The sequence below is a fragment of the Acinetobacter sp. CIP 102129 genome (assembly GCF_000368305.1).
GTDB lineage: Bacteria > Pseudomonadota > Gammaproteobacteria > Pseudomonadales > Moraxellaceae > Acinetobacter > Acinetobacter parvus.
The window spans coordinates 763318-778320 of the sequence record NZ_KB849340.1 but is presented as its reverse complement, the minus strand read 5'-3'; the positions used below and the strand labels follow the sequence as shown (position 1 = coordinate 778320).

Annotated in this window: 14 protein-coding genes; 8 read left to right on the top strand and 6 right to left on the bottom strand. The window is 39.2% G+C overall.

What is annotated here, in order from left to right; all coding sequences use genetic code 11:
- Nucleotides 1-784 precede the first annotated feature (784 nt).
- The 4 genes from F973_RS07780 to F973_RS07765 form a co-directional block, all read right to left on the bottom strand.
- Nucleotides 785-3262 carry a heavy metal translocating P-type ATPase gene (locus tag F973_RS07780; protein ID WP_004664003.1) on the bottom strand — a complete coding sequence of 826 codons (2478 nt, stop codon included), beginning with the start codon at nucleotides 3260-3262 and terminating at the stop codon, nucleotides 785-787.
- A 178-nt stretch (nucleotides 3263-3440) separates the two neighbouring features.
- Nucleotides 3441-3635, bottom strand: coding sequence for a heavy-metal-associated domain-containing protein (locus tag F973_RS07775; protein WP_004733233.1), 195 nt, complete (start codon nucleotides 3633-3635; stop codon nucleotides 3441-3443).
- Between the two features lie 469 nt (nucleotides 3636-4104).
- Complete coding sequence (locus tag F973_RS07770) at nucleotides 4105-4986, bottom strand: copper resistance D family protein (protein ID WP_004761000.1); 882 nt, start codon at nucleotides 4984-4986, stop codon at nucleotides 4105-4107.
- A gap of 64 nt (nucleotides 4987-5050) precedes the next feature.
- Nucleotides 5051-5431, bottom strand: a complete 381-nt coding sequence (locus F973_RS07765) for a copper resistance CopC family protein (protein ID WP_004681441.1) — start codon at nucleotides 5429-5431, stop codon at nucleotides 5051-5053.
- Between the two features lie 351 nt (nucleotides 5432-5782).
- Here F973_RS07765 and F973_RS07760 point away from each other — a divergent pair, with 351 nt between their 5' ends.
- From F973_RS07760 to F973_RS07735, 6 genes are all read left to right on the top strand, one after another.
- Nucleotides 5783-6025 carry a DUF2789 family protein gene (locus F973_RS07760; protein WP_004281876.1) on the top strand — a complete coding sequence of 81 codons (243 nt, stop codon included), beginning with the start codon at nucleotides 5783-5785 and terminating at the stop codon, nucleotides 6023-6025.
- Nucleotides 6026-6627: 602 nt separating this feature from the next.
- Nucleotides 6628-7059, top strand: a complete 432-nt coding sequence (locus tag F973_RS07755) for a hypothetical protein (protein ID WP_004760998.1) — start codon at nucleotides 6628-6630, stop codon at nucleotides 7057-7059.
- A 28-nt stretch (nucleotides 7060-7087) separates the two neighbouring features.
- The gene (locus F973_RS07750; protein ID WP_004755892.1) at nucleotides 7088-7360 is read left to right on the top strand and encodes a DUF2933 domain-containing protein; all 273 of its coding nucleotides are present in this window, start codon (nucleotides 7088-7090) and stop codon (nucleotides 7358-7360) included.
- The gene (locus tag F973_RS07745; protein WP_004760996.1) at nucleotides 7357-8007 is read left to right on the top strand and encodes a methyltransferase family protein; all 651 of its coding nucleotides are present in this window, start codon (nucleotides 7357-7359) and stop codon (nucleotides 8005-8007) included. The genes F973_RS07750 and F973_RS07745 overlap by 4 nt, the downstream gene beginning before the upstream one ends.
- A gap of 11 nt (nucleotides 8008-8018) precedes the next feature.
- Nucleotides 8019-10394, top strand: coding sequence for a heavy metal translocating P-type ATPase (locus F973_RS07740; RefSeq protein WP_004760995.1), 2376 nt, complete (start codon nucleotides 8019-8021; stop codon nucleotides 10392-10394).
- Nucleotides 10391-11674, top strand: coding sequence for an MgtC/SapB family protein (locus F973_RS07735; protein ID WP_004760994.1), 1284 nt, complete (start codon nucleotides 10391-10393; stop codon nucleotides 11672-11674). Before F973_RS07740 ends, F973_RS07735 begins: the two co-directional genes overlap by 4 nt.
- A 38-nt stretch (nucleotides 11675-11712) precedes the next feature.
- Here F973_RS07735 and F973_RS07730 read toward each other — a convergent pair whose 3' ends face one another.
- Together F973_RS07730 and F973_RS07725 are read right to left on the bottom strand one after the other, a co-directional pair.
- On the bottom strand, nucleotides 11713-13113 hold the full coding sequence (locus tag F973_RS07730; RefSeq protein WP_004760993.1) for a heavy metal sensor histidine kinase: 1401 nt from the start codon (nucleotides 13111-13113) through the stop codon (nucleotides 11713-11715).
- Nucleotides 13106-13786: a heavy metal response regulator transcription factor gene (locus F973_RS07725; protein WP_004679347.1), complete on the bottom strand. Its 681-nt coding sequence runs from the start codon at nucleotides 13784-13786 to the stop codon at nucleotides 13106-13108. The genes F973_RS07730 and F973_RS07725 overlap by 8 nt, the downstream gene beginning before the upstream one ends.
- A 148-nt stretch (nucleotides 13787-13934) precedes the next feature.
- Between F973_RS07725 and F973_RS07720 the strand changes: the two genes are divergently transcribed.
- Both F973_RS07720 and F973_RS07715 read left to right on the top strand, forming a co-directional pair.
- Entirely contained in the window at nucleotides 13935-14231 is a 297-nt protein-coding gene (locus F973_RS07720) for a hypothetical protein (RefSeq protein ID WP_004760992.1), read from the top strand.
- A gap of 89 nt (nucleotides 14232-14320) precedes the next feature.
- A partial coding sequence (locus tag F973_RS07715; RefSeq protein ID WP_004760991.1) for a multicopper oxidase domain-containing protein occupies nucleotides 14321-15003 on the top strand: 683 nt, incomplete at its 3' end.

Genomic DNA, 15003 nt, shown 5'->3' with positions numbered 1-15003 from the left:
ATTGTCTTTGTTAGAAATCACTTTACATATTGCGAATTAAATTGGATAGCTTTTGATTACACCAATCAATTTAGTAGAACAAATAAACCTTTTGTAGATATCAGGTACCTACAAAGAAGCTATGGCCTTCTTCTACTTATGGACTCTCCAGCCAGTAGGTCAATAAGACACAGCAAATGGAAAAGCAAGGGGCGTAAAAATCTCTATCGAAGACATGGACCAATACTTATTAGGTGTATAGATTCTACCGCCCGAGAAGAACGAGGAGATCGTGTTTCAACCTATAATGTCAAGGTTTCATTTTTACTATCTTATATACATAATTAGATTCCAGAAGAAGGAAAAAGTAACCCTTGTCATAAAGTGTCTGCTTATACCGCCATAGAAAGATGACGAGTATGAGCAGGTCTGCTAGCTCATGCGGGCATTCATCTTAGAACAACCGCGGTTCTTATCGCAAACAAAAAGAGTAGATACGTAGGGATAAGTTATTTAATCCTAGTATTTGGAAGACTAAGTAAGATTCTAGGGATAAACAGAAAACGTACTCAATGGAGATTTAAGGTTGAAATGTTGATGCATATAATAACTTTATGTAGAAATATTCGCAGTGAGAGGAAGTTTGATAGCAAAGATAAGGAGATCCATGTTCGTGTACCACACCTACATTAATTTAGGGTTATCTTACGACCTACTCCCCACTTTTGTTCTTACATTTGTAACAATTTGATTTGCTTTGCTTTAAAATTAATCCAACAAAACTTTAAATGTATATAAAAAAGGGTTAAATAATTGCAAGGGGGGCTTTAAAACGTTTTAATCGTAAAGCATTTCCTAGTACAAATATTGACGAGAGAGCCATTGCACCAGCAGCAAATACAGGAGAAAGTAGCAGTCCAAATTGCGGATAAAGTACACCTGCTGCAATAGGAATCAGAGCTGCATTGTAAACAAATGCCCAAAATAAATTTTCACGAATATTGGTTATAGTCGCTTTGCTTAAAGCGATAGCATTTGGCACTCCTTTCAGGTTGCCAGACATCAAAACCACATCAGCAGCTTCAATAGCTACGTCTGTACCTGTACCTATTGCTAAACCAATATCTGCTTCTGCAAGTGCAGGGGCATCATTAATGCCATCTCCAACATATGCGAGTTTACCATATTGATTTTTTAATTTTTTAACGGCCTCTATTTTACCTTCTGGTAAGACTTCTGCAATAACCTCATCAATACCTAGTTTTTTTGCAATCGCTTGAGCTGTATGACGGTTATCACCTGTAATCATGGCAACCTTTAAACCTAACTGATGTAACGCTTCAATTGCAGCAAATGTTGATTCTTTAATTGGATCTGCTACAGCAATAATGGCAGCAAGTTTCTGGTCAATCGCAACATAGAGAGGGGTTTTTCCTTCTTCTCCCAAACGATCCGAAAATTGAGAAAAAACATTAGGATTCAAACCTAGTTTTTCCATATATCGATCTGCACCAATATGAACCAAATGTTCAGACACCGTTGCTTCTATTCCATAGCCCGTGACTGACTTGAAATCAGCAACAGGAGACAGGATTAATTCCTTATCTATAGCGGCTTGTACAATTGCTCGAGCAATAGGATGCTCAGACTTTGATTCAACGGCTGCCATAAGTGAAAGTACGGCATTGTATTCAAACCCTTCTAAGACATGCAGATCGGTTAAAACTGGTTTCCCTTCAGTCAGAGTCCCTGTTTTATCAACTGCAACCACTTTAGTTTCTTTGAGCAGCTGTAAAGCTTCACCTTTACGAAATAAAACCCCCATTTCAGCACCCCGCCCAGTTCCCACCATGATTGATGTAGGCGTTGCAAGTCCCATCGCACAAGGACATGCAATAATGAGTACAGCAACCGCGTTCACTAAACTAAAAGTTAGGGCTGGTTCAGGGCCGAAGATAAACCACGTAAGAAAAGTTAAAAGAGAGAGACCCATTACTACAGGTACAAACCACATGGTAATTTTATCAACCAATGCCTGAATAGGCAGCTTGGAACCCTGTGCCTGTTCAACCATTCGGATGATTTGAGAAAGCACTGATGAACTACCAACAGAGGTGGCTTTGATATTTAAGCTGCCACTTTGGTTAATTGTTCCTCCTACCACAGTAGAGCCTATCGTTTTTTCAACGGGCATAGGCTCGCCAGTAATCATGGATTCATCAATAAAACTTTGGCCGTGAATAACTTCACCATCGACAGGGATACGCTCGCCTGGTCTAATCTCTACAATCGTTCCTGTTTGAACTTCGGCAATCGGAACTTCTATCACCTGATTATTGAGCTGTATTCTGGCAACTTTAGGCTGCATTCCAACTAGATGTTGAATTGCTAAAGACGTTCGGCCTTTTGCCTTGGCTTCAAAAAATCTACCTAATAGAATTAAAGTGATAATAACCGCTGCAGCTTCATAATAAACATTGACCGTGCCTTGTGGCAGGACACTTGGAAAGAAAGTAGCAACCACTGAATAAAGATAAGCAGCCAATGTTCCTACAGCCACCAAGGAATTCATGTCTGGTGCTAAGCGGAATAAACTTGGGATGCCCTTTTTGAAGAAGCGTCGGCCTGGAAAAATTAATGCTACTGTGGTCAAGAAAAATTGCATTAACCAGCTATTTTGTTGGCCAATGTTATCCATCATAAACGTATGAAAGGCGGGAATCAGGTGTGATCCCATTTCTAAAATAAAAACGGGTAGAGTCAATAAGACTGACAAAATTAAATCTTTTTTAAGTTTTTCTAATTCAATATTTTTTTTATCTTGAAAGCTTTCCGTAGTTTGATGAACTGACTTTGCTTCAAACCCTGCTTTGGTGACAGCCTGAATTAACGAGTCACGAGTGACAGATGAGCTTGCCTGAATAGTCGCTTTTTCAGTAGCCAGATTTACATGTGCTGATTCCACACCCTCAACAGATTTTAAGGCTTTTTCTACTCGACCTACACAAGAAGCACATGACATACCCTCAATCGTAAGCTCTATTGGTTGCAGTGCTTCCACTTCGTAGCCTGCTTTTTCTACGGCTTTAATTAAAGTAGCGCGATCAAGTGGTTGATGCGCATAAATGACTGCTTTTTCGGTAGCCAGATTTACATGAGCCGATTCAACACCCTCAACAGATTTTAAAGCTTTTTCCACACGGCCTACACAAGAAGCACATGTCATCCCCTCAATCTCTAATGTTTCACTGTAGTGTGGCGTATCAGTCATTTCGGTACTCATATACGATCTCTATCATTTAGATATGCTGAGTTCTATATGCGAAGATCAGCTCGAACCAAGATTATGGGGAATTCAGGGGCTACTTTTATTGCAAGCAAGTACAGATTTTATCTGTACGATGAGGAAAATAAGAGAGAGTAAAAGTGGTAAGGAATTCCCACTGTTACTCTAACAGAGATTAAGCAGGATCAGCTGTAAATCCACGCTCACTGAGAGTGGCAATGACTTTATCCTGACTCACTGTTGTGTTGATTTCAACGATACGGTTTTGTAAATCAATATCGAGTGAAGCATTCGAGTCGAGCTCTTTAATTGCGGTAGTAATGCCGCGTGCACAACCACCACAAGTCATATTAGCGATGTGAAATTTCATATGTTGCTCCTTTTTAACAAAACATTTGTTTAAAACATTAGAACAGTAACTCTAAACTTTCACCATACAACCAGCCTTTTTCTGAATCAGTTACTCGCTGTAACTTGGTCTGTTTACAACCTTACAGTTTTCTTCAGAGTATTCCAAAGAAGAGTGTTCTAATGACTACAGTAAAAGTACTTAACCAACATTAATGTGACTTTAAAATGACATTTTTGTCATCTACGATCACTCTGAAATTTATAAGATTAGTTATTTCAATCAATGGTAGTGAACTGAATAGATGAGACCGTTATGGGTTGAAGATAAGCTAAAAACCGGTGACTACCTTTATGTATAATGCCTCATGATGCGATTTTACTGTTCTGATTGTCGTAAGTTGACAGTCCAGTAGAAACTTTATTGCTCAGCTACAAAAGATAAATGCAGTAATGTTAAATTTCCTCAATTCCCTTATTTTGAAATTCTCTTATTCAATACCCACGACAGTGGTTATATAGCCTGTTGTTAATAGAATTGATAGACCTAATAACATCTCAAATAAAATGGCATGACTAAGGTGTTTAGCGAATTTAGGATGTTGAAGACGCGGGGTGAAATACCATTTGTTGAAGGCAGCTAAAAGTAGAATACTTATAACAAAAAACATTTTAACCATGAAACCATAGCCATATGCAGTATTGATTAAGGTATTAAAATCTTTAATTAAAAGAAGAGCTACACTAGCGCCACAGGCGATTAATATCCCAACAATGAAAGCAGCAATACGTCCAAATACATGCATGCGATCTTTTAAAGGTAAACCACTTATTTCCCGGCTGGTTTTCCATAACGGATATAAAGACCCCATCCATAACGACATAACTAGAATATGGATTGATAATAAAATTTGAGCAACTAAGGTTAAATTAGCGACATGTCCGAGCTGGGAAAAACTAAAAATAATCGGGATAAGTAAAATACAAAATATTGAACTTTCAATTATAGAAAACTGACCTTTGTTCCTGTTAACTTTAACCACCATGAGAAGAAGTAAAAGAGCAAAACTAATAGAACGAAGAACGTATATATACCCCGTCGGAGTATTAACCAATATATTAATATACGTGGGGTCCACCATCCCTGTAATACCAGTATTGGCAAAACTACCAATCAGAATAAAAAATCCCAAGGTACTGGAAATTAGGCCTAATCCAGCGCCAATTGTAATATATTTAAGAATCGATTCTTTTAGTTCAAGATATTGTCTAAGTAAAAAATAGCAAAAGGCTCCACCAACGACAAAAGCTACACTTAAATATAAAATAACCTTAGTTAACCAAGTGGCCCACATCCAATATTCAGAAATCATTATTTTTGTCCATTCTAGAACAACATGCCAGCACCTCACTGACATGTTGAAAGGTAATCAATTCTTATTTAGTTGATTTAATAGTGAAACTATATTCACCATTCATGTTGTGACCATCTTTCCCCATTGTTGTCCAGACAACGGTATATTTACCTTTTTTCAGTTTCGGAAGAGCGACATCAAAGGATTTCTTTAAGTCATGAGTAACTTTATATTTTAAAGGAACATCTCTTCGCTGAGCATCCAGTAACTTAATATTCATCAACATAACCTCTGCACCAAAGTTAAGGGTCAAGTTCTTTGGTTGACTAAGGATAGATGCATTTTCCGCAGGAATCGCACTCACTAAACTCACATGAGCGAACGTAGTTGTAGTAGCCACAATCATCGTTGCAGCTACTACAACATTACGTAGAGCAGTCATTTTATTTTGAAATAATTTCATTTACGTTTCCTCTTGATTCGTTAGTTCATTAGAGATGACTTTATAAAATCTATATTTAATGAGACCACATCATCTCCTCTTATATTTCAATTATTAGTGAGAGACAGAAACAGAGCGATGACTTCAAAATTACATTTTTGTCATTTTTAAAATTTAAAATCTTTAACTATTAAAATAATCTTATTGAAAAATAATGATCATTTAACAAACAAATTATGTAGGTGGTTGATTTATGAAATGTAGTAATCATTTTGTCTAAGAAAATAGTAGCTATTTAATTTTTTATATTTTATTTTAAATATAAACATGTTATGTTTAATTTGATCTAATATAAATTTGTGGGCTAAGCACATGACTCAAACACGTCCAAGAATGACCAAATTATTTGAACAGCTTGGTTTAGCTTCTACTGAAGAAGCAATTGCAAAATTCATAGAGAGCCATCAGCTAGCTGGAGATGTTTTTTTAACACAAGCAATTTTTTGGACTGATGCTCAACGTCATTTTTTAGAAGAAAAACTACACTCTGATGGTGAATGGACGACAGTGATTGATCAATTAAATGAGTCTTTACATGAAAATTCAGTAAAATAATTTTCCGTTAGTATTAAGGATCTACATTCTTCCCTGCATTGAATACAACTCATTCATACAGTAGTACTGTTTTGGAGATGGAATCTCTATTATATAAGTAGTAGATTCCTTACTCTGAAATTTGGATTATAAACCCTAATATTAAAAATAATCTTCTTTACCTTCTATCTAATAAATATACCAATAAGTTTAATAATTAAATTATCCACCCTTTTTTCTATAAAAAACTATTTTGATCAACTGTATTTTTTCTTTAAAGGAATAACAGTGTAAATTACATTAAGAATGTGTCTCTAACTAGCCTTGGAGTCATCTAATCATTTCATTTTTATTTTTTTAAGCACATAAAATCATAACAACTTTAATAGTTTTAAAAGATTAATATTAAATAAAATTTTTGTCATCTCAGCATAGACTATATATTTCGAGAAGATCTCAAAATTACATTTTTGTCATTTTTAAAAATAATTAATTAATAGTGCTAAAATTTTTAAGAGAAACAGAGAATAACCAAAAATTCATCAGTTTAGTAGTCAAATTCCTAGTCTCTGTTCAGTACTAAAACATAGCTTTTACTTCCAAATTATTTAAAGGAAAAAATTATGATGAAATTCAAAAACATTTTTTTGGGCTTATGTATCGCAGCCGCGTCATTGAATACATTTGCACAGCAATCCGATGAACACAAAGATCACCACCCTGAAAAAACAGCACCATCTGCAGTAACAATTAAGCAAACAGTTACCAGCACCACTGCTACAGATAAAATGGCTGCAATGGATCAACACATGAAGGCGATGCAAGCCATGCATGAGAAGATGATGGCTGCAAAAAACCCTCAAGAACGTCAAAAACTTATGGCTGAGCACATGAAACTCATGCAAGGAGGTATGAGCATGATAAAACAGATGAGCGGCCAAAGCATGAATGCAAATATGGCTGACCGTCAGCAGATGATGGAAAAACGTATGGACATGATGCAATCCATGATGCAGATGATGATGGACTGTATGCCTCCGTCAGCAACTAAATAATTACCCATGAATTAGAGAGGGAAGCACCATGAACCATCAACCTCAAGAACATAATTCAGTACCTAACTTTTGGTCTACACGTTATGCCATCGGCCTATTCGTGATTGGTGGTGTGGCAGCCTATTTTCTCTTAACCGAGCATTTGGCCCATGTCGTTGGTGTTTTACCCTTTTTACTCCTTTTAGCATGCCCACTCATGCATATTTTTATGCATGGTGGTCATGGACATCACCATCATCAACAGAAAAATCCAGACACATCAGATAATAAAAAATCACGCGAACCAGGAGACCCCTCATGAATCATGCGGAATCGGCTTATGGTTTATGGACGCTGGTTATCATTAACTCAGCAGTTTTTATCATGTTCGCTTTCAGTTTTTTTAGACCTTCGACTGCGCGCGATTGGCGTACATTTGGGGCCTTTTCGGCTTTTATCATTGCTCTATTTGTCGAAATGTATGGTTTTCCTTTAACCATTTACCTGTTATCTGGTTGGCTTCAAACTCGCTTCCCTCAACTTGACTTACTTTCTCATAATGCAGGTCACTTGTGGTCAACGCTATTAGGTGAAAAAGGTGATCCACATTTTGGCATTTTGCATATCGCCAGTTACGTTTTCTTGGGCTATGGATTTTACCTGTTATCAACGTCATGGCACGTGCTGTACAACGCGCAACGTCAGCATTCTTTAGCGATCACAGGCCCTTATGCACGTATACGTCACCCGCAATACGTAGCTTTTGTAATGATCTTGCTGGGGTTTTTATTGCAATGGCCAACTTTACTGACACTGATTATGTTTCCAATCTTACTCTTAATGTACAGCCGCTTGGCAATTAAGGAAGAGGCTGAAATGAGTAAACAATTTGGCGCTGTCTATGACAGCTATGCCCAACAGACTCCGAGATTTATTCCGAAATTCGGCCATAAAACTATTTTGCCATAAGAGAATTATTCATGTTAGATCAAAAAAATCATAATCAGGATCATATGACACAGGCTACAACAGACGTATTGAAAGACCCAGTCTGTGGTATGACCGTCACTGAAGAATCGAAATACCATGAGGAATTTAAGGGGAAAACTTACTTTTTTTGCAGTGATAAATGTCAATCAAAGTTTCATAGCAGCCCGGTGCAATATATCGCTAAACCCGCAACGACGACTGCCGATGCACATACACAGCATCATCAGACTACTCAATCCGTTAATGATGCAAGCACAACAGGCACGACCATCTATACTTGCCCAATGCATCCAGAAATTAGACAGGATCATCCTGGAAACTGTCCTAAATGCGGAATGACACTGGAACCACTCATTCCCGAGTTAGAGGAAGATGAGAATCCTGAGTTACGTGATTTCCGTCGACGCTTCTGGTGGACACTGCCACTCACCATAGTCGTGACTTTTTTGGCAATGTTTGGCCATCAACTGAACCTATTCGACATGGCAGTTCAGAGCTGGATTGAATTAGTGTTGTCACTCCCGATTGTACTGTGGGCAGGTTGGCCATTTTTTTCCCGTGGTTGGCAATCGGTTGTGAATCGCAGCCCGAACATGTGGACGCTGATTGGTTTGGGCACTGGAGCTGCATTTATTTATAGTGTGGTCGCAACCATTGCACCGCAAATCTTCCCAGACTCATTTATTTCCATGGGTCGTGTCGCTGTTTACTTTGAAGCTTCAGCGGTCATCATTTCATTGACCCTACTGGGACAAATATTGGAGTTAAAAGCACGTTCGCAAACTTCTGCTGCAATTAAGTCACTCCTTGGGCTCGCTCCTAAAACAGCTCGCCGAATCCTGCCTGATGGAACTGAAGAAGATGTTCCTCTAACGCATGTCCATGTAGGAGATTTACTCAGAATTCGCCCAGGTGAAAAAGTGCCTGTGGATGGTGTAATCACTGAAGGAAGTAGTTCAGTGGATGAATCGATGCTGACAGGTGAACCTTTACCTATCACTAAACGTATCGGCGATAAAGTCATTGGAGCTACCCTGAATACCAATGGTTCATTGATCATGCGTTCAGAGAAAATTGGTTCAAGTACCATGTTATCCCAGATCGTACAGATGGTGGCGCAAGCTCAACGATCGAGAGCACCAATGCAACGTATGGCTGATCAGGTAGCAGGTTGGTTCGTCATGGCTGTAGTGACCATTGCCTTGCTTACCTTCTTTGGATGGGGACTATTCGGCCCAGAAGAATCAAGCTGGGTTTATGCATTAATCAATGCTGTGGCAGTACTCATTATTGCCTGTCCTTGTGCACTAGGCTTGGCAACTCCAATGTCTATCATGGTTGCGACGGGTCAAGGTGCTACTCATGGTGTGCTGTTCCGTGATGCAGCAGCCATTGAGAATCTACGCAAGATTGACACACTAATCATCGATAAAACAGGTACGTTAACTGAAGGACGCCCTGTATTCGATCGTGTAGTTGCCGCATCAGATTTTGACGAATCTGAAGTATTACGTTTAGCCGCCAGTCTTGATCAAGGCAGTGAACACCCGCTAGCCGAAGCGATTGTAAACGCAGCACACGAACGTGGCCTGTCTCTTGAAACACCAGATAATTTTGAATCGGGCTCAGGGATTGGTGTTCGAGGTCAAGTGGGCGATCGTCAGTTAGCTTTGGGCAACACAGCACTGATGGAGCAATTGGGTATCTCGGTACAATCTCTGATTCCGCAAGCCGAAGAGCTGCGTTCAGAAGGTGCAAGTGTGATGCATCTAGCCATCAATGGTGAATTGGCCGGCCTGCTTGCAGTATCCGATCCCATCAAAAAAAGTACCCCTGAAGCACTTGCCACCCTGAAGGAAGCTGGACTACGTATCGTGATGGCAACAGGAGATGGTCTCACCACTGCCCGTTCAGTCGCATCACGTCTGGGTATTGATGAGGTACATGGTGAAGTTAAACCCGCAGATAAACTCGAACTGGTCAGCAAATTGCAGAAGCAAGGTCGCATCGTGGCAATGGCTGGCGATGGAATCAATGATGCACCAGCACTAGCCAAGGCTGATGTCGGTATCGCTATGGGCACCGGGACTGATGTTGCAATGAATAGTGCCCAAGTTACGCTGATCAAGGGAGATTTACGAGGGATTGCTGTTGCCCGTTCACTTTCGGAAGCTACTGTCGGCAACATGAAACAGAACCTCATGTTTGCTTTCCTTTACAATGCTTTGGGTATCCCTATCGCGGCTGGCGTACTATATCCATTTACCGGTTGGTTGTTGTCACCGATGATTGCCGCCTTGGCGATGAGTTTGAGTTCAGCTTCAGTCATCACCAATGCCCTTCGCCTGCGAAATAAAAAGTTATGATAGAGAGTTCCTTTCTTCCACCAGATGTATCAGGGCTGGTTGCAGCACTTGCCATCGGCCTGCTCATTGGTTTAGAACGAGGATGGCACGATCGTGAATTGCCCGAGGGCAGCCGAGTAGCAGGCCTACGTACCTTCACATTGACAGGATTGCTCGGAGGAGTGCTCGGTCATTTACAACCAAACTTCGGGCCTTGGCCGCTGGTCGCGGCCGTATTAGGGCTTTCCTTATTACTAACAGTGTCCTATGCTCGTACCGCAAAAATTTCCGGTAATCTAAGCGCTACCACGACGATCGCGATGCTGTTGACATTAGTTTTAGGTGCATATGCATCCCATGGTAATGTTACTTTAGCATTAACCGCGGCTGTAATCGTCGCTGTATTTTTGGATCTCAAGCCAACCTTACACGGTTGGCTACGCTTGATAGAGCATCGTGAATTAACCGCATCCCTGCAGTTGCTGGTACTTTCTGTCGTTATATTACCCTACTTACCCAATACGGGTCTGGGACCTTTTGCTGCATTAAATCCTTACCAGTTATGGTGGGCAGTGATCCTGATTGCCGGACTCTCTCTGGCAGGTCATTTTGCCATGCGGCTTACCGGTTCAGAAAGAGGCATATTCTGGACAGGTCTATTGGGTGGTTTGGCATCTTCTACAGCTGCAACTGTCGCACTGGCACGCTATACACGCCAGCACCCCGTCATGGTCAGTGCTGCTATTTCTGGAACATTGGCTGCCTGTGGCATCATGTTTTTTCGTATGGTTGTGCTGATAGGCGTCATTGAGCCAGCATTGCTAAGCACTTTTGGTGGTGCAATGATGATTGCGGGAATCCTTCTGCTGGGTATGGCATTGTGGAGACAACGCCAAATTACCAGCGCTGAAAACAACGATCGAACAATAGAAGCAATGGCTCCTTTTGATCTTGGGACAGCATTCAGCTTCGCTGCTTTCCTGGCTGTCATGGCAGTCTTGGTCCCGGCAGCAAAACAATGGTTGGGCACCAGCGGCATCTTCGTATTATCGACTATTTCTGGGCTAGCAGACGTAGATGCTATTTTAGTCTCACTTGCCCGCCTGCATAGTACTGAAGGCTTAACAACAAATGTGGCTGCTGTCGCGCTAGGGCTGGCCACACTGAGCAACATGTTAAGCAAAGCGACAATTGCATGGATGACAGGGGGGGCACAGTTTGGCCGAGCTATCATATTTGGCTACACAATTGCCATGATAGGTGCTGGCGTAGCTCTGGCGCTCAGTTTGAGCTTTATGTAAGGTCAACTCGGGTAAATGGAAGATGTTCAAAAAATGAGTTAAAATGATTCCCCTTGCATGGATTCACTTTGAAAAACAATGGTAAAAATGATTCGACCATTGAGGGATTCAGCCTGGATGGTCGCCCCAAGCATATCAAGAATAGATTTTGTTATCGCGAGCCCTAAGCCGGTTCCTTCTTCTGTTCTTTGTCTAGATGCATCTGTTCGATAAAATCGATCAAATAACCTGGATAGTTGTTCAGGAGAGATTTCAGGGCCTTCATTTTCAATTGAAAATATTGTGTTATCTAAATTCTGTTGAAGTTTTATCTGTATTGTAGAATTCTTGTTTCCATATTTAACTGCATTAGACAATAGGTTGCTGAGTGCGCGACGTAACATAGCAGGATCACCTTTGACATTTCCAGATCCTGTTTGTTGAAGTATCATATTTTTTTCGGCAGCTAGCGCATCATAGAAATCAAATAAAGCTGTAACTTCTTTAACCAGGTCAATATTCTGTAAGTTCTGTAATTTTAGGCCATGTTCTGCTTTTGCCAAGAAAAGCATATCGGATACCATTCGAGCCAAACGTTCTAATTCTTCTAAATTAGAAAATAGTACTTCTTGATAGGTACTGGTATCTCGTTTACGGGCAAGACATACTTGAGTTTGAGTCATTAAGTTATTAATCGGTGTTCTAATTTCATGCGCTAAATCAGATGAAAAATCGGAAAGCCTTTCTAAAGCTGATTCTAGTCTGTCGAGCATATCATTGAAGGCAATTGCTAATGATTTTAGTTCTGTTGGTGTGTGCTCAACTTCTAAACGTTCTGAAAGATGTTGGGCAGAAATGCCTTCTGCGACCTTAGCCATTTTTTGCACGGGTCTTAAACCTCTCCAGGTTGCAAACCAGCCTAAAAACATTAAACAAATCGTACCGGCTAAACCAATGTAAAAAAGTTGACGCTTAAAATCATTTAAAAAATGTAGATGTTCAGATGTATCGATCCCCACAATAATGCGTACAGATTGTATTTCAGTATTTTTGTTTATATCCGTGTTGTAGATCATGCCACGATAGGTCTTATTCTTAATTTTCCATTTAATCCAAGGGTTATTTGCTGACTTGATTAACTGTTGAGTATTAATGATTGAGGATGCTGAACTAAATAAAATCTGACCTGCCGGTCGTTCTATTTGGACCATAAGATCATGGTGTCCAACTAAAGCATCATTCAAATATAGATCAAGTTCTGGAGAATTTTTAGGATGCTGTTGGAGAAGATTCTGAATCAGCTGGATTTTACCTTCTAATTGGGTACGATCTTGCGTTTCAAAATGATGCATCACTAATTTATGGATGAAAAACCCCATCATAATGAGAATGCATATAGTCGATAATGAGAAAATAATACCAATACGAAAACTGATAGATTTGAATAATTTATTATTCATCTTCTACCTCTAATACATACCCCATTCCTCGAATATTCTGAATTAACTTAGGGGTAAAATTACTATCTACTTTATTTCTTAATCGTTTAATAGCGACTTCAACTACATTTGTATCACTATCAAAGTTCATATCCCAAATTTGAGAAGCAATCAGCGCTCTTGGTAAAATTTCACCTCGTCTACGCATGAAAAGCTCCATAAGCGCGAATTCTTTTGCCGTCAGATCAATGCGTTGACCTGCTCGTGTTACCCGACGTTTTCTCAAATCAAGTTCTAAATCAGCAATCTTAATAATATTATTATCTTCTCTTTGTTGCCCTCGTCTAAGGAGAGTTTTGATTCGAGCAAGAAGCTCTGCAAAAGCAAAAGGCTTTACTAAATAATCATCAGCGCCTAACTCTAAACCTTTTACTCGATCTTCGATTTGATCTCGGGCGGTAAGAAAAAGAATGGGCATTGTTTTACCGCTGCTACGAATATCATTGATAATATTCCAACCATTTAGTCCAGGTAACATCACGTCTAAAATAATTAAGTCATACTCTTCAGAAAGAGCTTGATGTTTACCCGTTAACCCATCTGTAACCCAGTCCGTAATATAGCCAGCTTCGGATAAACCTTGCTTGAGATAATCACCAGTTTTTTGTTCATCTTCAACTAATAGTATTCTCATTTCCGAATCCTAAGTCATTCATTAAAACTATAATAACGTTATAAAACATCTGATCGAGATAGATTACAAAAATGTCATTTTCAAGTCACTTAGATGTTCAGTGCTTCACTTTATTGTAGTAGCAAGAAATTAACTTTTAGAGAAATTTATGAAAACTGTAGTGCGTCGTAGTCTAACAATTTTAATGTGTGCTGGAACTTTAATTGCTGGTACTCAATCTTGGGCAAAAGATGTATCAACCTCAAGTGCCACTAAAACGGTAAAAGCACAGAAACCTTGTACAAAACCTTGTAAAATGGAAAAAGATGACAAGACTCAGCAAGATCATAGTCAACATCAGTCTCCTAACTCATCTGACATGTCAAAAATGGATCATTCTATGATGAATATGGACCATTCTAAAATGGATCATTCAAAGATGAATATGCCTGGTAGCAATAAATAATTTTATAAATAGCGAGAAAGAAGTATTAAAGTTTATACTAAATATTTGCTTTATTACTTCAATCTTGACCTTTCTAAAGGTGAGATAGAATGTCAAAAAAGTTAAGTCATATACTCTTAATTGGAGTTGGTTTATTTTCATCAACTTGGGTAATGGCGGCAGTTAAAGAATATGATTTAACAATCGCTGAACAAACTGTAAATATCACAGGAAAACCGCTAAAGAGAATTACTGTAAATGGTAAATTCGTTGCACCACTTCTTGAATTTGAAGAAGGTGATGAGGCCGTTATCCGTGTTCACAATAAGTTAAAAAATCAGGACTCTTCAATCCATTGGCATGGCTTATTATTACCTGGAATTATGGATGGTGTACCTGGATTTAACAAATTTCATGGCATTACCCCTAATACAACTTATGAATATAAGTTTAAAGTCCGCCAAAATGGTACTTATTGGTATCATTCACATAGTAAAGGACAAGAACAAGACGGTTTATATGGTGCTTTTGTTATTTATCCTAAAGATAAAACTCCACTAACAGCTGCTGAAAAAACTGATAGAGATTATGTTGTTTTGCTTTCTGATTTTCATAATTCAACAAGTGATCAAATTATGAAAAATATTAAAAAAGAAGCAGACTACTATCAGAACCGCCGCGAAACAGTATTCGATGTATTAAAACAAGTTAAACGTGATGGGCTAAAAGCGACTTGGCAAGACCGTTCTATGTGGAATCAGATGCGAATGCTGAAAACAGATATGTCCGATGT